Annotated in this window: 12 protein-coding genes; 7 read left to right on the forward strand and 5 right to left on the reverse strand. The window is 75.6% G+C overall.

What is annotated here, in order from left to right; genetic code table 11:
• Positions 1 to 19: 19 nt before the first annotated feature.
• Complete coding sequence (locus AC0B61_RS11870) at positions 20 to 331, reverse strand: hypothetical protein (protein WP_471740499.1); 312 nt, start codon at positions 329 to 331, stop codon at positions 20 to 22.
• A gap of 28 nt (positions 332 to 359) precedes the next feature.
• On the reverse strand, positions 360 to 506 hold the full coding sequence (locus AC0B61_RS11875; RefSeq protein WP_471740500.1) for a hypothetical protein: 147 nt from the start codon (positions 504 to 506) through the stop codon (positions 360 to 362).
• Between the two features lie 294 nt (positions 507 to 800).
• Between AC0B61_RS11875 and AC0B61_RS11880 the strand changes: the two genes are divergently transcribed.
• Positions 801 to 1,826 (forward strand): hypothetical protein, encoded by a 1,026-nt coding sequence (locus tag AC0B61_RS11880; RefSeq protein WP_471740501.1) that lies wholly within the window; start codon positions 801 to 803, stop codon positions 1,824 to 1,826.
• A gap of 115 nt (positions 1,827 to 1,941) precedes the next feature.
• On the opposite strand, the gene AC0B61_RS11885 is transcribed toward AC0B61_RS11880, so the two are convergent.
• The 3 genes from AC0B61_RS11885 to lat form a co-directional block, all read right to left on the reverse strand.
• A complete protein-coding gene (locus AC0B61_RS11885; RefSeq protein ID WP_471740502.1) occupies positions 1,942 to 2,850 on the reverse strand; it encodes a phosphotransferase in 909 nt (302 codons plus the stop codon).
• A 122-nt stretch (positions 2,851 to 2,972) separates the two neighbouring features.
• Positions 2,973 to 4,532 carry an aldehyde dehydrogenase family protein gene (locus AC0B61_RS11890; RefSeq protein WP_471740503.1) on the reverse strand — a complete coding sequence of 520 codons (1,560 nt, stop codon included), beginning with the start codon at positions 4,530 to 4,532 and terminating at the stop codon, positions 2,973 to 2,975.
• Positions 4,529 to 5,908, reverse strand: a complete 1,380-nt coding sequence (gene lat / locus AC0B61_RS11895) for an L-lysine 6-transaminase (RefSeq protein ID WP_471740504.1) — start codon at positions 5,906 to 5,908, stop codon at positions 4,529 to 4,531. Before lat ends, AC0B61_RS11890 begins: the two co-directional genes overlap by 4 nt.
• Before the next feature lie 525 nt (positions 5,909 to 6,433).
• On the opposite strand from lat, the gene AC0B61_RS11900 reads away from it, so the two are divergent.
• The 6 genes from AC0B61_RS11900 (at position 6,434) to AC0B61_RS11925 (ending at position 23,581) form a co-directional block, all read left to right on the forward strand.
• Complete coding sequence (locus AC0B61_RS11900; protein ID WP_471740505.1) at positions 6,434 to 7,741, forward strand: hypothetical protein; 1,308 nt, start codon at positions 6,434 to 6,436, stop codon at positions 7,739 to 7,741.
• Between the two features lie 94 nt (positions 7,742 to 7,835).
• Positions 7,836 to 8,861, forward strand: coding sequence for a TauD/TfdA family dioxygenase (locus AC0B61_RS11905; protein WP_471740506.1), 1,026 nt, complete (start codon positions 7,836 to 7,838; stop codon positions 8,859 to 8,861).
• On the forward strand, positions 8,858 to 11,845 hold the full coding sequence (locus AC0B61_RS11910) for an AMP-binding protein (protein ID WP_471740507.1): 2,988 nt from the start codon (positions 8,858 to 8,860) through the stop codon (positions 11,843 to 11,845). The genes AC0B61_RS11905 and AC0B61_RS11910 overlap by 4 nt, the downstream gene beginning before the upstream one ends.
• A 99-nt stretch (positions 11,846 to 11,944) precedes the next feature.
• The gene (locus AC0B61_RS11915; RefSeq protein ID WP_471740508.1) at positions 11,945 to 12,745 is read left to right on the forward strand and encodes an alpha/beta fold hydrolase; all 801 of its coding nucleotides are present in this window, start codon (positions 11,945 to 11,947) and stop codon (positions 12,743 to 12,745) included.
• A 49-nt stretch (positions 12,746 to 12,794) separates the two neighbouring features.
• Positions 12,795 to 18,518: an SDR family oxidoreductase gene (locus AC0B61_RS11920; protein ID WP_471740509.1), complete on the forward strand. Its 5,724-nt coding sequence runs from the start codon at positions 12,795 to 12,797 to the stop codon at positions 18,516 to 18,518.
• A gap of 8 nt (positions 18,519 to 18,526) precedes the next feature.
• Positions 18,527 to 23,581, forward strand: a complete 5,055-nt coding sequence (locus tag AC0B61_RS11925; RefSeq protein ID WP_471740510.1) for an amino acid adenylation domain-containing protein — start codon at positions 18,527 to 18,529, stop codon at positions 23,579 to 23,581.
• Positions 23,582 to 23,585 lie beyond the last annotated feature (4 nt).

Here is a 23,585-nt window from a genome sequence, read left to right on the forward strand (position 1 = left end):
GGCCGGGGTCTCCGGCCGGTCAGTCGTCGTCGAGCAGGACGGCGGCGGCGATGCCGGGGGCGAGGGTGACCCGGCCGCGGGAGACGGTCACGCCGGCGGGCGGCGGGTAGCCCGCCGCGCAGCGGGCGGCCAGGCAGGTCGCCGCGGACTCGGCGGCGCCGGCCCGGTCGGCGGCGATGAACAGGACGGCGTCGGCGGTGCTCCCCCGCGCCTGCACGTAGACGTGCTCGAGGGCGTCGTCGGCCGTCGCACCGTCCCGGATGCGCAGCTCCAGCTCCCGCGCGTCGAACGTCGAGCCGTGCGCGGCGAACCGGACCTGCACCAGGTACACGACGAGCTCGCGGTCGCCCGGCCCCTGCTCAGTCGCCCCAGGTGTTGTCCGGGTTGGCCGTGACAGCCGCCGCGGCGGTGCCGGCGCCGAGGGCCCGGACGGCGGAGGCGCCGGCGGGCGCCCGGTGGTGCTCCGGACCGGTCGAGCCGGCGGTCGCGGCGGTCCCGGCGATCACGGCACCGACGGTCAGCGCGAGGGCCCAACCGCAAATGGATCGGGCGGAAGTGGAAAAACTGGACATCGCTATTCCTCCGTTATGTCGCGGATCCGGAAATGGTGACGAATGCCGCCGTCGCCGGCCTGCGTTCCGGTCCCAGCTTTGCCCGGTCAGCGGCCCGGTGTCTGCCCTCCGGGCTGACAACGTGTTGCGTTTGCAGCATCAGGACAGGCCTTGTCGCGCTCTCACTCCGTTCTGTTACGGTGGCCGCGATTGACGAGGCGGAACGTACGCCTGAACGGGGGCACGGGAGTGGAATTCAGTCTGTTCGGCTTGAAGGAGGACGAGGAACTCGTCTACCGGGAGATGCTGGCGCAGCCGGGGGTACGGAAGCAGCAGATATCCGAGCGCCTGGGCTGGCCGGTCGACCGGGTCGTCGCGGCCCTGGACGATCTGGCGCGGCGCTCGCTGGTACGGCCCTCCGTCGAGCAGTCCGGCGAGCTGCGCATGGTCAAGCCGGAGGTCGGCCTGCGCCAGCTGCTGCTCCAGCAGGAGAACGAACTGCTCGAGCTGCAGAAGCAGTTGGTCGCCTCACGGCTCGCGGTGACCCGGCTGATCGACGACTCGGCCCCGAACGCGTCCGACGCGGACGGCGGCGTGGTCCGGGTGATGGGCGCCGACCAGATCCTCGCGCACATCGAGGAGCAGGCGATGACCTGCGAGAACGACATCGCCGTCTTCGCGCCGGGCGGCGCGCAGAAGCCGGAGCAGCTCGACGCCGCCCGCCCGCTGGACCGACTGGCCCTGGAGCGCGGGGTCCGGGTCCGGTACGTCTACCTCGACAGCGTCCGCAACGACCCGGCCACGGTCTCGTACGCGCGTTGGCTCGACGAGCACGGGGGCGAGGTGCGCACCGTCGCCTGTCTGCCGCCGCGGATGATCGTCTACGACCGCAGGGTGGCACTGGTCCCGGTGGACCCGAGCTGGGGCACCCGCGGGGTCCTCGTGCTCACCGGCACCGGCGTGGTGGAGGCCCTGGCCAACCTGTTCGAACGGGTGTGGACCGAAGCCGCGCCGTTCGCGTCCGGGCGCGCGCCGGCCAGGAGCAGCGCGGGGCAGCCCGAACTGGGGCCGCAGCACCAGGCGGTGGTCCAGCTGATGATGGAGGGCTTCACGGACGAGGTCGTGGCCCGGAAGATCGGCGTCTCGGTGCGGACGTGCCGCCGGATCACCGCGGAAATAATGCAGCAGTTGGGCGCGCGCAGTCGTTTCGAGGCGGGAGCCAGGGCGATGGCGTGCGGTTGGCTGGCTGATCGGCCGCGCGCCGAGAGCGTCTAGTCAACGTCAACGGGCTTGAAGAGAAGCATTCTTGACGCATTATCAAGCCGAGCCGCCATCGGAACGCGAATTCCGGCGCCGGTCCGTCGGCGCCGGAATGCGCCCGGCTCTCGGCTTACATTCGGCCGGCCGGATTCGCGAGAATCCACTCGGCGCGGGCGAGGCTCGCGGCGCGCACCCGGGGGGCGGCGTCGGATACCGCCAGGCCCCACGCGGCCACGGCGAGGGTGCGTGCCGTGACGAGCAGGTCCAGCAGCGGATCCCGGGGGTCGGCTCCGTAGGCGCGCACGGCCGCGTCGGCCCAGTCGGCGCCGTAGCCGCGTTCGCCGACGCCGAGCGCGCGGGCCCGGGCGGCGAGGCAGGCGAGGTCCCACAGCGGCGGGCCGGACGCCGCGTCCTCGAAGTCCGTCCAGACCAGCCCGCGCGGAGTCGACATGATGTTGGCCGCGTGGGCGTCGCCGTGCAGCGGCTGGGTCGCGGGGGCGGCGTCGGCGATGGCCGCGCGGACCTCGTCGTAACGGTCGGACAGCCGCTCGAGCCGGCCGGCCGTCAGCCCGCAGCCGGGTGTCAGCCCGCGGAGCCAGCCGCGCCCCTCCTCGACCAGGCCGAGCACCGGCAGCGGCACCGGCAGGTCGCGGAGGTTGGCGTGCAGCCGGCGCAGGGACCGGCCCACGTCGCCGGGGTCGAGCGTCGCCGCCGGATCCGGATGCTCGAGTGCCGCGAAGGTGAGGACGAGCCCGTCCCGGTGGTGCGGTCCGGGCGGCAACGGCGGCGGGCAGGGGCGCGTCGCATCGCGGCCGTCCAGGTGCGCGAGGACGGCGACGTCGCGTGCGAGCCACTCCCCGGTCCCGTCGCGCAGGGCGGCCATCAGCCCGGCGACACGGGCGACGACGGGCAGCGGGTCGAGCCGCACGAGGACGTTGCTGGCGTCGCGCAGCACGACGGGCCGCGTGACGCCGAGGCCGTACTCGGCCGCGACGGCCACCGCCGCGCGGGCGGCCCGGTCCGCCTGGCTCTCGGTCACCGGTTGATCCTCTCGTTCGGCGCGCGATGGTCCCGGCGCGGGATAGGTTCGGCGCGCGATGGGTTCGGCGCGCGATGGTCCCGGCGCCGGGTCGGGGCGGTTCGCCCCGACCCTCCACCCTGTCACGGCAGCCGGTAGCCGAGGTCGGGTTCGAGCACGCCGGTGTCCATCTGGGCGCGCTGCAGCCGACCCGAGTAGTCCCAGTTCATCGACTGCCAGCGGGTGAACTGGTCCAGCACCCAGACACCGGACTGACGCGAGCCGTTGCCGGAGCGGCCGTTGCCGCCGAAGGGCAGGTGCGCCTCGGCTCCGGAGGTGGAGTTGTTCACGCTGATCATGCCCGCCCGCACGCCGCGCCGGAAGGCGAAGGCCGCCTGCGGGTCGTGGGTGTAGATGGCGGCGGACAGGCCGTAGCCCGGCGCGTTGGCCAGCTCGATCGCCTGGTCGAGGCTCCGGTAGCCGGCGACGCCGACCAGCGGGCCGAAGGTCTCCTCCTGGAAGATCCGGTCCTGCGGGCGCACGCCGTCGACCACGGTCGGGTGGTAGTACAGGCCCGCCTCGGGGTCGCCGACGAAGCCCGCGCGCGGCCGGGCGCCGGTGATCCGCCCGTGCGCCGTGGAACCGTGCACCCCGTGGTGCGGGGCGATCCAGTCGAGGCACTCCTCGAACCGCTCGGCGAAGTGCTCGGCCAGCAGCGGACCGTAGAGCACCTCCCCGGTCGGGTCGCCGACCACGGCCTGCTCGACCGCCCGGACGAACTTCGCCAGGAAGGCGTCGTGCACGGACTCGTGCACCAGGACCGTGCCGAGCGAGGTGCACCGCTGGCCCGCCGTGCCGAAGCCGGAGAACAGCGCGCCGCGCACGGCGAGGTCGAGGTCGGCGTCCTCGGTCACCACCATCGGGTTCTTGCCGCCCAGTTCGAGGCACGGGGTCTGCAGGTGACGACCGGCGAGCTCGCCGATGCGCCGGCCCACCTCGGTCGATCCGGTGAAGCCGATCTTGTCGACGCAGCCTTCGGCGAGCGCGGACTCCAGGCCGGCGAAGGTCTGCGCGCCGTCCGCGTGCACGATGTCGAGCACCCCGGTCGGCAGGCCGGCGTGCGCGAACAGTTCGTAGAGCGCCTGGGCGGACGCGGCCGCGTACTCGGCGGGCTTCCAGACCACGCTGTTGCCGCACAGCAGCGCCGGGACGAGGTACCAGGAGGGCACGGCCACCGGGAAGTTGCCCGCCGTGATCACCGCCACGACGCCGACCGGCTCGCGGAAGGTGAACAGCTGCTTGTCGGGCATCTCGCTGGGGACGGTCTGGCCGTAGAGCCGGCGGCCCTCGCCGGTGAAGAAGTCGCAGGTGTCGATGATCTCCTGGACCTCGCCCAGCGCCTCCGCGTACGGCTTGCCGATCTCGCGGGTGACCAGCGCGGCCAGCCGCTCCTTGTTCGCCTCGACCAGCCGGCCCGCGGCCGCGACCACCCGCCCGCGCACCGGCGCCGGCGTGTCGGCCCAGGCGCCTTGGGCCCGCCGGGCGGCCCGGCAGGCCGCGACGAACCCCGCGGCGTCGGCGAGTCGGACCTCGGCCACCACCTCGTCGCGGCGCGCCGGGTTCGTGGAGGAGTACGTCCGCAGCCCGTGTCCGTCGGGCAGCGGCTTTCCGTCGACGACCGAGGCGGTCGGCTGCGTGCTCATGCGGTCGTCCCCTCCTTCGCCATGCCGTTCAGGGTCCGCTCGATCGCGGACAGCGCGACGTCGATCTCGTCGACGGTGACGGTCAGCGCGGGGCGGACCCGTACGGTCGCCTCGCCGCCGGAGAGCAGCAGCACCTTCTCCTCCACCCGCAGCCGGCGCAGCAGTTCGTCGCGGGTGGCCGAGTCGGGCAGGTCGAAGGCGCACATGAGGCCGCGGCCGCGGGCGTTGGACACCAGCCGGGGGTGCCGGCGGGCGAGCCGGCGCAGGCCCTCGAGGAAGTAGCCGCCGGTCACGGCCGCTCGCGGGATCAGCCGGTCGCGCTCGATCACCTCCAGCATCCGCCGCGAGCGCACCATGTCCACCAGGCCTCCGCCCCAGGTGGAGTTGATCCGGCCGCTGACGGTGAAGACGTTCTCCGGCACCTCGTCCACCCGGCGCCCGGCCATGATCCCGCCGACCTGCACCTTCTTCGAGAAGGCGACGATGTCGGGCTCCAGTCCGAGCTGCTGGTAGGCCCACGCGCCGCCGGTCAGGCCCACGCCGGTCTGCACCTCGTCGAGGACGAACAGCGCGTCGTGGTCGCGGCACAGCTGCTGCATGGCGCGCAGGAACTGCGGGCGCAGGTGGTTGTCGCCGCCCTCGCCCTGGATCGGCTCGGCGATGAAGCAGGCGATGTCGTGCGGGTGCGCCTCGAACGCGGCGGCGGCCTGGGCCAGCGCGTGCGCCTCGGCCCGCTCCACCTCGGCCAGGTGGTCGTCGAGCGGGAAGCGGATCGCGGGCACGTCGATGCGCGGCCAGTCGAAGAGCGGGTAGCGGTCCGTCTTCGTCGGGTCGGTGTTGGTCAGCGACATGGTGTAGCCGCTGCGGCCGTGGAAGGCGCGGGTCAGGTGCAGCACCTTGCGGCCCAGGTCGCGCGAGCGGCCCCGCGCCTCGTTGTGCCGGCTCTTCCAGTCGAACGCGCACTTGAGCGCGTTCTCCACCGCCAGGGCACCGCCCTCGACGAAGAAGAGGTGCGGCAGCTCCGGATCGCCCAGCACGCGGGCAAAGGTCTCCACGAACTGCGCCAGGTGGGTGGTGTAGAGATCGGAGTTGGCCGGCTTGTTGGCGCCGACCGTGGCCAGCACCCGCATGAACTCCTCGTCCTCGACGACGTCCGGCGGGTTGATGCCCAGCGGGCTGGAGGCGAAGAAGGTGTACATGTCCAGGTACGCCTCATTCGTCACCGCGTCGACGAGCCAGCAGCCGCCGCTCCGCTCGAGGTCGAGCACGAACGGGTAGCCGTCGACGAGCAGGTGGCGGGCGAGCCTCGGGTGGACCTCGGCCGGGGCGATGTCCTGGGCGGGCGACAGGCCCGCGGTCAGCGGTGAGTGCAGCATGGGCGCTCCTTGGGTTCGGTCCTGGAAACGGTGCCTGACCGGTGCTCAGGTGGGGCGGAAAAAGTCCGCACGCCCGCCGGGAATACGGGCCGACCGGTGTCGGATACAGGAATGACAGCACTGTCTCGCAGGCATTGAGGACGCTATTCACCTCCTGTGTGCGCTGTCAAGAAGAAATCGGACCACGTCCGGGGGGCCGAGCCGCGCGATCCGGACTCGGAGACCGTACCGGCTCGACGGATTCGGCAAACCAGCAGGTCAGAGCCGACTTGAAGATGGCCGCATGCTGCAAAGGCCGGGTGGTGCCAGCGGAAATTGTGGTGTCCGCGCCGCCCGGGGTGCCACAGTGGGGATACGCGGAAAGCCGCTTCGGAATTCGGCCGTGGAAATGCCGCTCCGGTATACCGCGCGAGTTTTCTCGTGAGGTATCCACGCGGCGTCCTCCGCTCATTTCTCGGACCGCCGGAATTCCCCGGTGCCGCCGCCCGGCCGGCGCGTCGCCCCGCCTGATCTGGAGGTGCCCGTATGGCCCTGCTCGTTGCCGACCCGGAGCGGACCGCGCGGCAGTTGACCGACGACCTGCGAGACGACCCCGTCGCCCTGGCGGGCGCGGCGGTCGGCCTGCGGCCCGTGCTCCTGGGGACCGCGGTGCACGACCGGCTCGCCGAGGACGCCGTCCGCTTCGTGCGGCTCGTCCGGCACGCGGCCCGGAGCAGGGCCGCCGACGCCCCGGGCCTCGCCACCGCGCTCGGTCTCGACCCGCAGGAGTACCGCACGTTCGGGGATCCGGCGTTCGACGCCGCCTCGGCCGGACTCTTCGCCCGGCCGGACGCGCTGCTCAGCGCCGGCCGCGCGCAGTTCCTGGAGTGCAACTTCGGCGGCGCGCTCGGCGGGGTGATGAAGAGCCACCTGCTGCTGCGCAGCTACGCGAAGCTCTACCCCGGGCTGCTCGGCCCGGCGGGCACCGCCCGGGCGGTGGATCCGCTCGCGGCCAAGGCGGAGGTCTACCGCGACGTCTGCGCACGGCTCGGCGTTGCGTTGAAGGTCGGCATCCTGGGCACCGTCCGGGAGGAGAACATCACCGGCGCGCGCTACTTCGGCATCGAGGTCGACTACCTGCGCGCGACCGGATTCGACGCCGCGTTCGTCGAGCCCGAGGACCTGGACGGCGGCCGGGAGGCGGAACACCCCGTCCTGTCCTGCCACTTCATCCCGTCCGAATGGCGGCGCATGGGCGTACCGCTGGAGGCGGTCGGGCGGGCCGCTCGCGCCGGGGTCGCGCTGCTGCCCTCCACCGCCGCCGCGCTGCTGTCCGACAAGACCCTGCTGGCCTGGCTCTCCGACGGCTCCGTGCCGCTCGATCCGGCGGACCGCGCGTTCCTCGACGAGGTGCTGCCGTGGACCCGCAACGTCGTCCCCGGGAGTACCGAGCACGAGGGCAGCCGGGTCGACCTGCTCACCCTGGCGGCGCAGCGCCGCGAGACGCTCGTCCTCAAGCCGGCCCGCGGCTTCGCCGGCCAGGGCGTGCGGATCGGCGCCCTGAGCACACCGGAGCAGTGGCGCCGCGCACTCGACCGGGCGGTCGCCGAGGGCGGCTGGATCGTGCAGCGCTCCACGAACGCCGACCCGCTCCCGATGGACTTCCTCGATCCGGCCACCGGATCGATGGTCAGCACCGGCAGCAACGCGGTCGTCAGCCCCTTCGTGATGGGCGGGCGCCCCGCGGGCTGCATGGTCCGCCACTCCCCCGGCCGCGCGGCCGGGGTGGTCAACCGCTCCGCCGGAGCCGCGACCAACGTCGCGGTCGCCGTTCCCGACCCGCCGCAGGACTGACCGCCCCCGGGGCGGGCTTCCCGCCCCCTCCCAGCCTGTCCCGTCCCAGCCCCGTCCCACCCCGTCACCTCCACCGCCGAAGGAGAGTCCAGCCATGCCCACCGCCAAGTTCGCCCGTCTCGAGTCGCGCACAGTGCGCGGCTCCGCCGATCCGGACCTGGTGCGCCGCACCACCTGCAACGAGGAACAGCTGCCGCTCGTCCTCGAGTCCGAGCCCGACGTCGACCTGCCGGCCTGGATCGCGGCGCACCGCGAGGAACTGCGCGCGGACCTGCACCGCCACGGCGCCCTGCTCTTCCGCTCGCCGCAGCGGCCGGACTTCGACGCCGTGGTGCAGGCGTTCAGCGGCGAGCTCGTCGAGTACCAGGGCGGCGCCGCGATCCGCAGCCGGGTCGGCCGGAACACCTACACCGCCAGCGAGTACCCGCAGGAGCTCGACATCCGGCTGCACAGCGAGTTCTGCTACTCCAACGACTGGCCGATGCTGCTGTTCTTCCAGTGCGACATCGAGCCGCAGGACCGCGGCCAGACGCCGATCGCGGACAACCGGAAGATCCTCGCGGCCATCCCGGAGGACATCCGCGCGCAGTTCGCCGAGCGCGGCCTGCTCTACGTCCGCGGCTACGGCTACAACCGCACCTGGCAGCGCTCCTACGAGACCGACAGCCGTGAGGAGGTCGAGGCGGTGTGCGCCCGTGAGGGACGCACCGTGGAGTGGATCGGCGACGACCGGCTGCGCACCTCGGAGCGCCGGGTCGCGGTGGCGGCCCACCCGGTGACCGGCGAGCAGGTCTGGTTCAACTACGCCCACGGCTTCCACATCTCCCGGATGGACAGCGGGATCCGCGACGCCCTGTCCACCTCCCCGGAGGACACCGACGAGCAGCTGTGGCCCAACAACGTCTACTGGGGCGACGGTTCGGAGATCGACCCGGAGACGATCACCATCGTCAACGACGTCGTCGAGCGGCACGCGGTGCAGTTCGACTGGCGCGAGGGCGACGTGCTCGTGGTGGACAACATGCTCGCCGCGCACGGCCGACGCCCGTTCAGCGGCCCGCGCCGCATCCTGCTGAAGATCGCCGAGTCCTACCTCGCCACCCAGGGGGTTCAGGCATGACCGTCCAGGACACCACCGCCACCGCCCTGCCGACCGAACTCGGCCCGATCCAGCGGACGCTGCTCGGCACCGGCGAACGCCGGTTCTCGCTGGCGGTCCGGATCCCCTCGGCCCAGGCCGGCCGGGTGCGCGCCGCCCTCTCGGCCGTGCTCGCCACGACCCCGGTGCTCCGGGCCCGCCTCGTCGAGGTGCCCGGCCTGCGGGTACCCAGCCAGCTTCCGGCCGCCCTCGCGGACTGGACCGGGGGCGAGCTGGCCCTCGGCACCTTCCGGGCGAGCGTCACCGACAGCTGGGACGGCCCCGGACTCACCCTCTCCTGCAACACCGTGTTCGCCGACACCACCTCCGTCAGCCTGCTGCTGGCCGAGCTGGCGCGCCGCCTCGGCACCGCCGGCGCGGGCTCCGAGCACCCCTCCGAGCACCCCGACGCCCCGGACTACCTGGCGATCGCGCCCGGCCACCTGGCCATGCTGCGCGAGGGCGAACTCGCCGAGGAGGAGCGGTTCTGGGCGGGTCGCCGCCCCCGGCCCGACGGCCCGGCCCGGCAGCTGGCCGACGCCGTTCCCGGTCGCGCCGACGGGCCCGACGGCCCCGAGGCGGAACCGGTCGCCCTCCGGCGCCCGCTGTCCGGCCCGACGCTCGTGCGGCTGAACGCGCTCGCCGCCGAGGCCGGGGCCACCCCGGCCGACGTCGCCCGCACCGCGCTGGCCACCGTGCTGCGCCGCATCGGCCTCGCCGCCGGCGCCCTCGGCTGGACCGGCGACGCCCGCGAGGCCATCGGACTGCCCACCGTCGTCGGCCCGTTCACCCAGGTGGTGCCCGGCGCGACGGCGCCGGACCTGACCCAGGACGCGCCGAGCGCGGTACGCGCGCAGCGCGCCGAGGACGAGCAGGCCCTGGCGATGCTCGGCGGCCCGGTCCACGGCCTGGCCGACCCGGCCCCCGAGCTGGTCTTCGACTCGCACGGCCTGCCGCGGCTGCCGGCGGGCTGGCACCTGGAGTCCTGGTCCTTCCCGGTGGCCGGCCGAGCGGTCTTCTCGCTGCGCGTCCAGGGGGGTTCCGCCTCACTGCACGTCGAGAGCTCCGGCCCGGAGCAGCGCGAGCGCCTCGCCGCGGTCGTCACGATGTGGAGCGCGCTGCTCGAGGACCTGGTCCACCGGACCGACGTTCCGCTCGCCGCGCTGCGCCTGCTGCCGGAGCAGGACGCGACCGAGCTCGCCGAGCGCCTGCAGGCCGGCCTGGCCGGCCCGGAGGCCGACGGCCTGGTCGCCCGCTTCCGCGCGCACGCCGCCGCGAAGCCCGACGCACCCGCCTGCCGGCAGGGCGACCGGGTACGGACGTACGCCGAACTCGACGCGCGGGCGGCCGGGATCGCGCGCCGGCTGGACGGCCTGCCGGTGGGCGGCGTCGTCGCCGTCCTCGCCGATGCGGACCCGGACCTGCCGGCCGCGCTGCTGGCGATCAACGCGCTCGGCGCCGTGTTCCTGCCCCTCTCGCCGCAGGAGCCCGCCGCCCGGATCGCGGACGCCCTCGCGCGTTCCGGGGCGCACACCGTCGTGGTCGGCGCCGGAGCCGAGGCCGCGATGCTGCCCGCGCACTGCCGGACCCTGGTGCTGGGCGACCTGCCGGACGGCACGACGGGCGGCCTGGCCGAGCCCGTCGCCGCCGGGCCCGACGCGCTCGCCTACCTGCTGCGCACCTCGGGTTCCACCGGTGTGCCGAAGCTGGTCGGCGTGCGCCGGGGCAGCCTGGAGAACTACCTGCGGTGGGCGGACGAGGAGCTCGACGTCGCCGCCACCCCGCTGCCGGTCGTCTCCAGCCCGCTCTTCGACGCCTCGTTCAAGCAGACCCTCGGCGTGCTGTACGCGGGCGGCTGCGTCCGGCTGCCGGCAGCGGACCGTCTGGACCTCGCGGCGGTGCACGCCGAACTGGCCGCGTCGCCCGAGCCGGTCACCCTCAACTGCGTGCCCGGCTACCTCTCGGCGCTGCTCGCCGAGGAGGAGGCCACCGACCCGGGCACCCGGATGAACCTGGGCCGGGTGCTGCTCGGCGGCGAGCCCCTGGACACCGACCTGCTCCGGCGGATCTGGACCCGGCACCCGCAGGCCGAGGTGTGGAACCTCTACGGGCCGACGGAGGCCACCGCCACCGCCACCGCGGGCCGGATGGTCCCGGGCGGGCGCGTGCACGTCGGCACCGGCGTGGCCGGCGCCGGGCTCGCGGTGGTCGACGAACACGGCTCGCCGGTGCCCGACGGCGTGCTGGGCGAGGTCGTCGTGACCGGGCCCGGCCTGGCCGTCGGCTACCTCTCCGGCCATCAGGGCGCCTCACCGTTCCGGACGCTGGAGATCGCGGGCCGGCGCGTCGACGCCTACCACACCGGCGACCTCGGCGTGCTCGGGCCGGACGGCACGCTGCGGCTGTTCGGCCGCGGCGACAGCCAGATCAAGCTCAACGGCTGGCGGATCGACCTGCACGAGATCGAGCACGCCGCCCGGCGCGGTGCCGGCGTGCGCGACGCCGTCGTCGTGCTGGACCGGCGGGCCGAGCGGCCCTGCCTGCGGGCGTTCGTCACCGGTGCCGCCGAAGCGGACCAGGTGCGCGCGGAGATCGCCGCGATCCTGCCGCAGCCGATGGTCCCCGACTCCGTGACCGTCCTGGACCGCTTCGACCTCACGGCGACCGGCAAGGTCGACCGTGCGGCGCTGCTCTCCCGGGCCGTGACCGCGGCCGGGGCCGATCCGCAGGACTACGACGCCGAGCAGCTGACCGTCGCCACCGCATGGCGCGCGGTGATCGGCGGCGGCTGGCCGCTTCCGGACGACGAGTTCTTCGCCTGCGGCGGGCACTCGCTCCTGCTGGCCCGCCTGGTCAACCTGCTGCGCGCCCAGGGGTACGACCAGCTGTCGCTGCGCCAGGTGGTGCGCCGGCCCACCGTGGAGTCGATCGCGGCCTTCCTGCGCCCGCGGTCCCGGACCGCCTGACCCGAACCGCCCGACCGGGGCCGCCGGGCATCGGCCCGGCGGCCCTCCCGCAGCCCGGGGCGCGGCGCGCCCCGGGCTCCCGACCACGAGAGGAACACCGTGATACGCGGCAACCTGCTCAGCCTGCGCGCCGCGGGGCCGAGCGGCGGCTCGATCGCCTTCGTCCACCCGGCCGGCGGCAGCGCCGGCGGCTTCCGCAGGCTGCTGCCGCACCTGACCCCGGGCCCGGGCGTCCTCGCCTTCGAAGCCGACGCGGAGGCCCCCGCGGACCGCTGCTCGATCGGGGCGATCGCCGCCGACTACCTCGAGGAACTCGCACTCCGGGCCGACCTGCGCCGCACGGTGCTGGTCGGCTGGTCGCTCGGCGGCGCGGTCGCGGTGGAGATGGCCCGGCTCTCGGAACGGGCCGGCGCCGCACCGCGGGCCGTGGTGCTGCTCGACAGCGCGACCCCGGCCCTGCTCGGCATGCGCCCGCGCCGGCCGGCCGCGGAGATCGCCGCGCTGTTCGGCGTCGCGGAACCCGACGGCCTGCCCGCCGACGCCGACGACCCCCGGATCCTCGCGGCCGTCGCCCGGGCCCTGGAGGACCGCAGCCCGGGCGCCGGGTTCACGCCCGCGGACCTGGAGCCGTACGCGGCCACCTACCGCTGGCACCTGCGGGCCGCCCGCGCCGAGTTCACCGCGCGGCCCTGCGCCGCGCCCACCGTCCTGGTCCGCGCGCTCGACGAGACCGGCTGGGGCGACGCACCGCGGGACCTCGGCTGGTCCGCGGTGTTCGGGCGCGCGATCGCGCAGCGCTGGACCCCGGGCACCCACCACACCCTGCTCGACCCCGCGCACGCGGCCGCTGCCGCGGCGCTGATCGAGGACTGCGCTGCGACCGAGCACGTCGACGGCTAAGCCCGACCTCTCCCGCCCCGACCCGGCAGAACCCAGGAGCCACCCCATCATGTCGCTGACCCCCTCCGACCACCGGCCGGAACCCGACCTCGGCCACGGGCCCCACCAGGACTCGGACATCGCCGTGGTCGGCATGGCCGGCCGCTTTCCCGGCTCGGCCGACCTCGCCGAGTTCTGGCGGCACTGCCTCGACGGCGAGGACCGGGTGACCCGCTGGGAGCCCGGCGGCGAGCCCGGGCCACGGGTGCCGGCCGGTGGACTGCTGGCGGACCCGGACCGGTTCGACGCCGCCTTCTTCGGACTCACCCCGCACGAGGCGCAGTTGCTCGACCCGCAGCACCGCGTGTTCCTCGAGGTGGCCTGGCACGCGCTCGAGGAGGCCGCCGTCGTCCCCGGCGAGCCCGATCGGACCGTCTCGGTGTACGCGGCGGCCGCGCCGAGCCGCTACCGGATCGCCGGGCCGGTGGACGGGCTCGACGAGAACGAACGCTACCGGCGCATGATCGCCAACAGCCCCGACTTCCTGGCCACCCGCGTCGCCTACCTGCTCGACCTGCGCGGCGAGGCGGTCAACGTGCAGACCGCCTGTTCCTCCTCGCTGGTCGCCGTGCACCTGGCGGTGCAGAGCCTGCGCGGCGGCCTGACCGACGTGGCGTTGGCCGGCGGCGTCTCGCTCGATCCGGACCAGGACCTCGGCTACGCCTTCCAGGAGGGCATGATCGCCTCCCCGGACGGGCGTTGCCGCCCCTTCGGCGCCGCGGCCAACGGCACCGTGCCCGCGAACGGCGCCGGGGCCGTGGTGCTGCAGCGGCTCGGCGACGCACTGGCGCAGGGCCGCACCGTGCACGCCGTGATCCGGGCCACCGCGACCAACAACGACGGCCGCGCCAAGAGCAGCTTCATGGCCCCCAACGTCCAGGGACAGGCCGAACTGATCGCCACCGCGCTCGCGCTGGCCGACGTGCCGGCCGAGACCATCGGGTACTTCGAGGCGCACGGCACCGGCACCCGGCTGGGCGACCCGATCGAGATCGAGGCGGCTCGGCAGGCGTACGCGCTGTTCACCGACCGCACCGGCTTCTGCGCCCTGGGCTCGCTCAAGGCCAACTTCGGCCACCTCGACCGCGCGGCCGGCGTCGCCGGGCTGATCAAGGCGGTGTGCGCGGTCCGCGACGGGCGCCGCCCCCCACTGGCCGGCCACGAGGCCGCCAACCCCGATCTCGACCTGGCCGCCTCGCCGTTCCGCATCCCGCGGGCCGCCGAGGAGTGGACCGAGCCGGTGCGCCGCGCCGCGGTCAGCTCCTTCGGAGTCGGCGGCACCAACGCCCACGCCATCGTGGAGAGCTTCGCCCCGCGCTCCGCCGCTGCGGCCGACCGGGCCGGCCGGCCCCTCGCCCTGCCGCTGTCCGCCACCGACCCGGACGGGCTCGAACGCCACGCCCGGGCACTCGCCGAGAGCCCCGGCCTCGCGGCCGCGGACCTCGCCGACACCGCGCACACCCTGGCCCGGGGGCGGTTCGCCCACACCGGCGCCCGGGCGGTGCTGGTCGCCTCCGACGCCGGGCAGGCCCGGACGTCGCTGCGCTCGGTCCAGCCGCCCACGGACCGGCACAGCGGCGACGGCCCGCTGGTGTTCAGCTTCCCCGGGCAGGCCGGCCGGGCCACCGGGCACGCCGCCGACCTCTACCGGGCCCACCCCGTCTTCCGCGCCGAGATCGACCGGTGCGCCGAGGCCCTGGACCGGACCGGGCCCGCGCTGCTGGAGCAACTCCTCGGACACGGGGACGGCCCGGCGACCCCCGGCAACCCGTACCAGCCGGCGCTGGTGGCCGTGGAGATCGCCTACGCCCGGCTGCTCGAACACCTCGGCGTGCACGCCGACACCTACGTCGGCAGCAGCCTCGGCGAGTACGCCGCGGCCCACCTGTCCGGGGTCTTCGAGCGCGCCGCGGTGATGCGCCTGCTGCACACCCGGGACACCCTGATGCGCGGCTGCGAGCCGGGCTCGATGCTCACCGCCGAGTGCGCGCCGCAGGACGTGGCCGGGCTGCTCGGCGCCCGCCTGGCGCTGGCCGGGCACAACGCGGGCGACCGCGTGGTGCTCTCCGGCGGCGTCGCGGAAGTCGAGGACGCCCGGCGGGCGCTGACCGAACGCGCGATCCCCTGCCGGGTCCTGCCCGGCGCCATCGCCTTCCACTCGCCGCTGATGGACCCGGTCCTGGACGCCTACCGCCGGGCCGTCGTCGCCGCCGCCCCGGAGCCGGCCCGCGGCGCGATGCCCTCCACCCTGACCGGAGGGTGGGCCGAGCCGCACGAATGGGCGGACCCCGACTACTGGGTGCGCCATCTGCGCGAGCCCATCCGGTTCGCCTCCGCCGCGGTGTGCCTGCTGGAGGCCGAGCGGCTGCGCTTCTGCGAACTCGGCCCCGGCACCGCGCTCACCGCACTCGTCTCCCGCGCCACCGCGCAGAGCAGCGGCCGCACGGCCGAACTCGCCGTGGCCGTCTCGGCCGGCCCCGGCGACGGCTTCGAGGCGCTCGCCACCGCGCTCGGCCGCCTGTGGGCCGTCGGCACCCCGGTCGACTGGGACGCGCTGAACCAGACCGCCGACCGCCCCTTCGTCCGGCTCCCCGGCTATCCCTTCGCCGCGCAGCGCTTCTGGCGGCACGAGCGCGCCGCAACCCCCGCCGTCGCGGGGGACGACGGGCCCGAGGAGCTGACCACGCCGGTCGCGCGGATCTCTCCGCGCGGCGCCGTCACCGGGCCGGCCGAGCCGCTGCGCGTCGCGCTGATCGCGCCCGCCGCCGACCGGTCGCCGTCCTCCCTGGCCGCCGGGCTCGCGGCCCGGCTCGAGCGGGCCGGCCACCAGGTCGAGCTGCTCGCCCCCGGTGCCTCCCCGCGCGTCCCGGCCCGGCACGTCGTCGACCTCACGCTCGCCGGCGGCCTGCCGCCGGGCCCGGACCACTCGGCCGAACCGGGCGATCCCGAGGCCCTGGCCCGCTGGCTGGACCGCGGCCTGCTCGCCCCGGCCCGCGCACTCGCCGCCCACGGCACCGCGGTGCGCGCGGTGCACGTCGTCACCCGGGGCCTGCTCCCGGTGGCCGCGGACGAGCGGCCGGACGCGTCCGCCGCGGCCGTCCTCGGCCTGGTCCGCTGCGCGCCGCACGACCTGCCCGGTGTCTCCGCGCACCTGGTCGACCTGGACCCGTCGCCGGGCGGCGGCCCCGAGGCCGCCGACCTCGACGCGCTCGTGGCGGAGATCCTCGACCCGGACCCGCAGGACGTGGCCCTGCGCGCCGGCCTGCGCTACACCGTGCGCTACGAACCCGCCCCGGCCGACCGGCCCACACCGGTCCGGCGCGGCGGCGTCTACCTGCTGCTCGGCGGCAACGGCCGGATCGGCGCCGCCGCCGCCCGGGCGCTGAGCGAGGAGGCCCCCTGCGCACTGGTCCTCGCCGGCCGCACGGCGGGCCGGCCGGCCCCGCCCGAGCAGGCGGCGACCCTGGCCCGGGTGGCCGCGCTGGGATCCACGGTCGAGGAACTCGTGCTGGACGTCACCGACGCGGCCGCCGTGCGGGCCGCCGTCGCCGGGCTCGTCGCCCGGTACGGACGGCTGGACGGGGTGCTGCACCTCGCCGGGCACACGGACACCGGCGAGTTCCGCGAGCTGACCGAGACCGGCCCGGAGGAGGCGCTCGCCATCACCGCCGCGAAGGTCCAGGGCGCGGCGGTCCTCACCGAGGCACTCCGTGACACGGACTGCGACTTCGTCCTCCTGTACTCGTCGATCTCCACCGTCCTCGGCGGATTCCGGTTCGGGGCGTACGCGGCGGGCAACGCGTACCTGGACGCCCTGGCGGCCCGCCCGCGGCCCGCGCGGGGGCCGGTGTGGCGCAGCGTGCGCTGGGACGGCTGGAGCGCCGACGGCGCGTCACGGCCCGACGCGCTGGGAACCGACGCGGGGGTCCGACTGCTGCGCCGGGCGCTGCGCTCCAGCGCTCCGGTGCTGGTCGCCGCCGCCGGAGACCTCGCGGCGCGGCGCCGCAGGGTCGCCGCCGCGCTGGCCGAGGTCGGCGGCGCGGCCGGGACGGCCGCCGCCCTCGGCGGCGGATCCGTGCTCGCCGCGGTGGCCGCGGCCGTGGCCGAGGTCACCGGTCAGGCGTGCACCGACCCGGCGCAGGGACTCGCCGGCCTCGGCGTCGACTCGCTGCAGATGATGCAGATCGCCGCGCGGCTGCGCGCCGGCCTGGGCACCAGGGCGTCACTGGCCGAGATGCTGCGCGCGAGCACGCTCGGCGCGCTGGCCGAGGTGTGCGCCGACGGCGACGGTCCCGACCCGTGCGGCCCGGCCGCGACGGGCCCCGCCGCCCTCGCCGCCGAGCCCTCGGACGCGCTCTCCACCATGCAGCAACGCCTCTGGTACCTCTGGCAGTTCGACCCCGAATCGAACCACTACAACGTCCCGTTCGGCTGGCGGCTGCCACGGCTGGACGAGGCCGGCGCCCGCGCGGCCGTGGCCGCCCTGCTGCGGCGGCACACCGAACTGCGCACCCGGTACGTGCCCGGGCCCGACGGCGCCCCGCGCCGCGTCACGGCCCCGGTGGGGCAGGTGCCCGTCGAGACCGTCGACCTGGGCGGCACGGCCGCCGGCGAGGCGGAGCTCGAGGCGGCGTTCCAGCGCGCGGCGCTGCCGTTCGTCCGCCGGCCGTTCGACCTCGAGCACCACGCCGTCCGGGTCCTGATCGCCACCGAGCCCGCGGCCACGCGGGTCCTGCTGGTGTGTCACCACGTCACCATGGACGCCTGGTCGGTGGACGTCCTGCGGCGCGACCTGGTCGCCCTGGCCGGCGGGACGGCGCCGGAGCGGCTCGCGCTCCCGCCGGCGGACTACAGCGACTTCGTCGGCTGGGAGCGGTCGCTCCCCGCCGACGTGCGCGAACGCGACCTCGCCTACTGGCAGGACGTCATCGGCGGACTCGACCCGTCCGCCCCCGTCGCCGACACCGCGGCCGACGGCGTGCCCGGCGAGGCCGCCGTGCTGCGCCGGCTGCTGCCCGCGCGGCTGACCCGGCGGCTGCGCCAGGCCGCGAGCGAGCAGGGCACCACGCTGTACGCGCTCGCGCTCACCGCCGCCGCGGTGGCCCTGGCGCAGTGGTCGGGCCGGCCCGAGGTCGTCGTCGGGTCGAACCTCGCCAACCGCGCGCTGCCCGAATTCGAGTCGGTCGTCGGCATGTTCGTGGACCCGGTGGTGCTGCGGCTGCGGCCGTACGCCGCGGGCGGACGGCTGCGCGACGCCGTCGGCCACGTCCGCGAGGTCTTCCTCGGCGCCCTCGAACACGCCTCGACCCCCTACCAGGACGTGGTGAACCGCTCCGGACTCGGCGGCCAGGAGCAGCGCAATCCGCTCTTCTCCGTCGTCGTCACGATGTTCGACGGTGAACAGCTCCCCGCCGGCGCGGACGAGGTCACCTCGCTGCGGCTGCCGCCGCCCGCCGCGGTCAAGTTCGACCTCTGCATCGAGTTCCTGCCCCACCCGGACGGGCTGACCATCCACCTCCTCTACCCGCCCGCCCGGTACCTGCGCGCCACCGTCGAACGCTTCACCGAGCGGCTGGCCGCGCTGCTGACCGCGCTCGCCGAAGGCCGGGACGACGAACCGCTGCCCGCGCCGCAGACCCCGCGGACCGCGGACGGCAACCGCTTCGCCCGTCGCTTCGCCCTGACCGGGCGGACCGCCGCCCCCGCCCCCGCCCAGACCTCTTCCGTCTCGTGAGGCACGCCATGACCACCACCACCCCCGGCACGCTGGCCGCCGTCCTCGCCGCCCGGGCCGCCGAGGCCCCCGACCACCCGGCACTCACCGACCGTTCGCGCCGGTGGACCTGGGCCGACCTGGACCGCAGGGCCCGGCAACTGGCCTGGGCGCTGCGGGAAGCCGGGGTCCGGCCGCGCGACCGCGTCGCCGTGGTCGGCGGCCGCCGCGCCGAAACCGTGCTCGGCCTCCTCGGCGTCCTGTACGCGGGCGCCGCCTACTGCGTCGTCGACACGGCGTTCCCGGCCGGGCGCCGCGCCGCGCTGCTCGACCGGCTGCGCCCGGCCGCCGTCGTGGAGGCCGACCCGGGCGCGACGCCCGGCGGCCTCGACTGTCCGCTCGTCCCGCTCGACGCGACGGCCGACGGGCCGGCCACCGCCGGGCCCGCCGCGGCGAGCCCGTCCGACCTCGCCTACGTGCTCTTCACCTCCGGCTCCACCGGCACCCCCAAGGGCGTGCAGATCGAGCAGCACTCGGTGCTCAACATGGTGCAGGCGGTGGAGGAGTTGGCGCCCTGCCTGAACCGGCCGGTCGGGACCATGGTCGCCGGCCCCGGTTTCGACGTGACCGTCTGGGAGGTGTTCAACATCCTCGTGAACGGCGGCACCGTCCACGTCCCCGACGACGAGGTGGTGCGCGACCCGGCACGGCTGTGGGACGAACTGTGCGAGCGGCGGGTCAACCACGCCTACCTGCCCGCCGGCCTGCTGGCCGAGCTGGTGGAGACCGCCGAGCAGCGGGCCGCCCGCGGCGACCGGAGCTGCGTACTGGACCGCGTGCTGGTCGGGGTCGAGCCGCTGCCCCAGCGGCTGCTCGGCCGGCTGGTCGCGGCCGTGCCCGGGCTGCGCCTGATCAACGGCTACGGGCCGACCGAGTCCACCGTCGTCGCGACGATGCACCTGTTCGACGGGGTCGAGGACCCCTGGCGCCGCACGCCCATCGGCCGGGCGGTCGCCGGCACGGCCGTCCACCTGCTCGACGACGGCCTGCGCCCGGTGCCCGCCGGCGAGGTCGGCCAGATCGTCCTGACCGGCGTCGGCCTGGCCCGCGGCTACCTGGACGCGCCGGAGCAGACCGCGGCCGCCTTCGTCCGGCTGCCCGACTCCGGCGAACGCGCCTACCTGACCGGGGACTACGGCAGGCTGCTGCCCGGCGGGGCCCTGGAGTTCGCCGGCCGCCGCGACAGCCAGCTCAAGATCGACGGCGTCCGGGTCGAACTCGGCGAGACCGAGGCCGTGCTCGGCGCGCACCCCCTGGTGCGCCGCGCCCTGGCGATCGTCACCACCACCCCCGTCGGCCCGCGGCTCGCGGCCGCGGCGGAGGTCCCGGACCCGCACGCCCCCGGCCTCGCCGAGGAGTTGGGCGCCTGGGCCGCCGAACGGCTGCCGGCCGCCGCCCGCCCCACCCGGATCGTCCTGGCCGCGGCCTTCCCGCTCACCTCGAACGGCAAGGTCGACACCGCCGCCCTGCTCGCCGACCGCTCGCGGCCCGCCGGCCTCGGGCCGGTCACGGCCGCCGAGGGCGAGCACGAGCAGCTGATCCTCGACGTCTGGCGGGAAGTCCTCGACACCCCCTGGCTGGGTGTGACGGACCGCTTCCCGGCCGTCGGCGGCAGCTCGCTGGCGGCCATGCACATCGCGTCCCGGCTGCGCCGGCACGGCCTGGACGTGGGCGCGACGGACACCCTGGCCGCCGGGACGGTGCGCGGCCTCGCGCGAAGGCTGGCCACCGCGCGGCCGGCCGGCGGGCCCGTCCTGCCGGACGGGACCGCGCGCCTGGGCCGCAGGGGCGCCGCCCGCACCCAGGAGGGGCTGTGGGCCTGGCGCGAGCTGCACCCGGACAGCTCCGACACCACCGTCGTGCACGCCGTCCGGCTGGAGGGCCCCTGCGACCACGACCGCCTGCGGCGGGCCGTGGCCCGGGTCGCCGCCCGGCACGAGGCGCTGCGCACCGTCTTCGCCGTCGACGACGACGGGCGGCCGGTCCAGATCGTCCGGCCCGCGCCCGACGCGGACCGCACCCCGTTCGACGTCCGTGCGGCGGCCGACCGGGACGAGGTCCAGGCCCGGATCGACCACTGGCTGCGCCACCGGTTCGACGTCTCCCGACGCTGCTGGCACACCGAGCTGGTGACCGCGCCCGACACCGCGGTGCTCGTCCTCGCGGCCGACCACCTGGTGTTCGACGGCTGGTCGGCGGAGCTCTTCGAGGCCCACCTGGCCGAGGCCTACCACGACCCCGACGCGGAGCCCGCCCTCGCCCCCGGCGCCCACCCCGCCGATGCCGCCGAGGCGCAGCGGCGCCTGCTCGCCGGGCCGCAGGGCGAGCAGTTGCGCCGGTACTGGGCCGGGGCGCTGGACGGTTTCACCGACACGATGCTCCTGCCGGAGCCCTTCGCCGCCGGGCCCGTGCCCGCGCGCCGCACCGGTGTGCTGGAGCAGGACCTGGACGCCACCGCCTGCGCGGCCCTGAGCACGCTCGCGGCCGCGGCCGGCACCACCCGCTTCACCGCGGTCGTCGCCGCCCTCAAGGCGTACCTGCACCTGCGCGGCCTCGGCCCGGACAACACGGTGAGCATCGCGGCGTCCACCCGTGACACCTTCGACGCGCACAGCGCCATCGGCTACTTCGTCAACCTCGTGCCGCTGCGCGACCGCGTCCGGGAGGACGAGCCGTTCCCCGCGTACCTGCGTGCCGTGGCCGCCCTGGCCGGCGAGGCGCTCGACCACGCGGCGCTGCCGTTCGAGGACGTCATCCAGCCGCTCGGCTTCACCGGCGGCACCCCCGGGCCGGCGCGGGTCGTCGTCGCGCAGCACATCGCACCCGCGGGCCCGCGCACCGCCGCGGGGCTCACCTTCGGCCCCTGGCCGTCGATCCCGAGCAACGCCGTGTACGACCTCGCGCTGTTCGTCGAGGACGGCGAACGGATCCGGCTGCGCTGGCTGTGCGACCCGGCGCAGTTCCTGGAGGGCACCCGCGAGCGGCTGGCCGAGGGATTCGCGGCGTTCCTCGCGGCGCTCGCCCAGAGCCCCGGGCTGCCCCTGGGCGAACTGCCCGCGATGGGCCGCGCCGAGGAGCGGACGGTCCTCGGCGGACCGGGCCGGCCGCTGCCGCCGCCGGCCCCGCGCGAGACCCTCACCGCACTCGTCGACGGCCACGCCGCCCGCGACCCGCACGCCACCGCGGTCATCGACGGGGACCATCACCTCGACTACGCGCACCTGGTGGCCCGGGCAGCGGCCATCGCGGCCGCACTCGGCGCCGACGCGGACCAGCGGCACCCGGTCGTGGTGGTGCTGGAGAAGTCGGCGGACCTCGTCGCGGGCCTGCTGGCCGTACTCAAGGCGGGCTCCTGCTACCTCCCGCTGGCGCCCGAGCACGCGCCCACCCGGCTGGCCGACCTCGCCCGCCAGTCCGGCGCCCGGGTCGTGCTGACCCGCAGCGGCCTGATCGACTCCGCCGCACTGCCCGACGGCATGTCGGCCGTCCTGGTCGACCGCGTGGGCGACGGCTCCGTCGACGGTTCCGCCGACAGTTCCACCGACTGCTCCGCCGGGCACGGACCCCGACCGGACCGGCAGCCCGCGCACGACTCGCTGGCCTACGTGATGCCGACCTCCGGCACCAGCGGCGTCCCCAAGCTCGTCGGCGTCCCGCACCACGCCGTCGTCCGGCTCGTCCACGACAGCACCACGCTGCCGCTGGGGCCGCAGGACCGCACCCTCCTCGTGGCCAACTCGTCCTTCGACGCGGCGACCCTCGAGGTGTGGGGCGCACTGGCCAACGGCGGGACGGTCGTCGTTCCGACGGCCCGGGAGCTCGAGGATCCGCTGCTGCTGTGCCGGGCCGTCGAACGCCACCGGATCACCACCGGCTTCTTCACCGTCACCCTCTTCGCCCGGATGGTGGAGGCCGCGCCGGCCGCCCTCGCCGGCATGCGCCACCTGCTGGTCGGTGGCGAGGCCGTACCGCCCGAGCTGTTCGCCGAGGCGGCCCGCTCCGTGCCGCGCGACATCCTGGTGAACGGCTACGGCCCGACCGAGAACACGACGTTCTCCTGCTGCCACCGGCTGGACCGGGATCCCGTCACCGGCCGGTCGGTGCCGATCGGCCGCGCGATCGACGGGTCCACGGCGCATGTGACGGACGAACGGCTCCGGCCGCTGCCCGTCGGAGCCGTCGGCGAGATCGTCGTCGGCGGCCCGGGCCTGGCCGTCGGCTACCTCAACGACCCGGACCTGACCGAGCGGCGCTTCCCCGCCCACCCCTGGGCGCCCGGTGAGCGCGTGTACCGCACCGGGGACTACGGGCGGGTGCTGCCGGACGGCACCCTGGAGTACCTCGGCCGCCGGGACAAGCAGCTGAAGATCCGCGGCTTCCGGATCGAGGCCGGCGAGGTCGAGACCGCCCTCGCCGCCCACCCCGCCGTGCGCCACGCCGTCGTCTTCGCCGTGGACTCGCCCACCGGCCGCCAACTCGCGGCCGCCGTCGAAACGGTGGCCGTCGAAACGGTGGCCGTCGAAACCGCGGCCGGCCGCGTCGCGACGCCCGAGGAACTGCGCGACTGGCTCGGCGGGCGGCTGCCCGGCTACCTCGTGCCCGCACGGGTGGGCGTGTACCGGCACCTGCCGCTCACGGTCAACGGCAAGGTCGACACGGGCGCGCTGGCCCGGGAGATGCAGGGCTGCGGGCAGAGCGCGACGGGGCCCCGGCCCGCCGCCGAGCGCGCCAGGACGCCCACCGAGGCAGTGGTCCTCGACGTCCTCGCAGACGTCCTGGCAGCACGGCTGGGCCCCCACGACAACGTCTTCCACCACGGCGCCGACTCCATGGCCGTCCTGGCCCTGTGCGCCCGGCTCGCCAAGCGCCTCGACCGGCAGGTGCCGTCGAACGTCGTCTTCGAGCACCCCACCGCACGCGCACTGGCCACCCGGCTCGCCCCGACCGCACGGTCCGAGGACACGCAACGCACCGCCCTGCTCAAGCGGGTCGCCGCCGCCCGGGCAACGCGAGCACCCCGCTGACCCT

It is taken from the genome of Kitasatospora sp. NPDC023385, assembly GCF_055664045.1.

Bases quoted from the DNA above. Each gene is read 5' to 3' on its own strand.
- AC0B61_RS11900 (WP_471740505.1), top strand. From the start codon at position 6,434: ATGGCCCTGCTCGTTGCCGACCCGGAGCGGACCGCGCGGCAGTTGACC.
- lat (WP_471740504.1), bottom strand. From the start codon at position 5,908: ATGCTGCACTCACCGCTGACCGCGGGCCTGTCGCCCGCCCAGGACATC.
- AC0B61_RS11890 (WP_471740503.1), bottom strand. From the start codon at position 4,532: ATGAGCACGCAGCCGACCGCCTCGGTCGTCGACGGAAAGCCGCTGCCC.
- AC0B61_RS11920 (WP_471740509.1), top strand. From the start codon at position 12,795: ATGTCGCTGACCCCCTCCGACCACCGGCCGGAACCCGACCTCGGCCAC.
- AC0B61_RS11925 (WP_471740510.1), top strand. From the start codon at position 18,527: ATGACCACCACCACCCCCGGCACGCTGGCCGCCGTCCTCGCCGCCCGG.
- AC0B61_RS11905 (WP_471740506.1), top strand. From the start codon at position 7,836: ATGCCCACCGCCAAGTTCGCCCGTCTCGAGTCGCGCACAGTGCGCGGC.
- AC0B61_RS11910 (WP_471740507.1), top strand. From the start codon at position 8,858: ATGACCGTCCAGGACACCACCGCCACCGCCCTGCCGACCGAACTCGGC.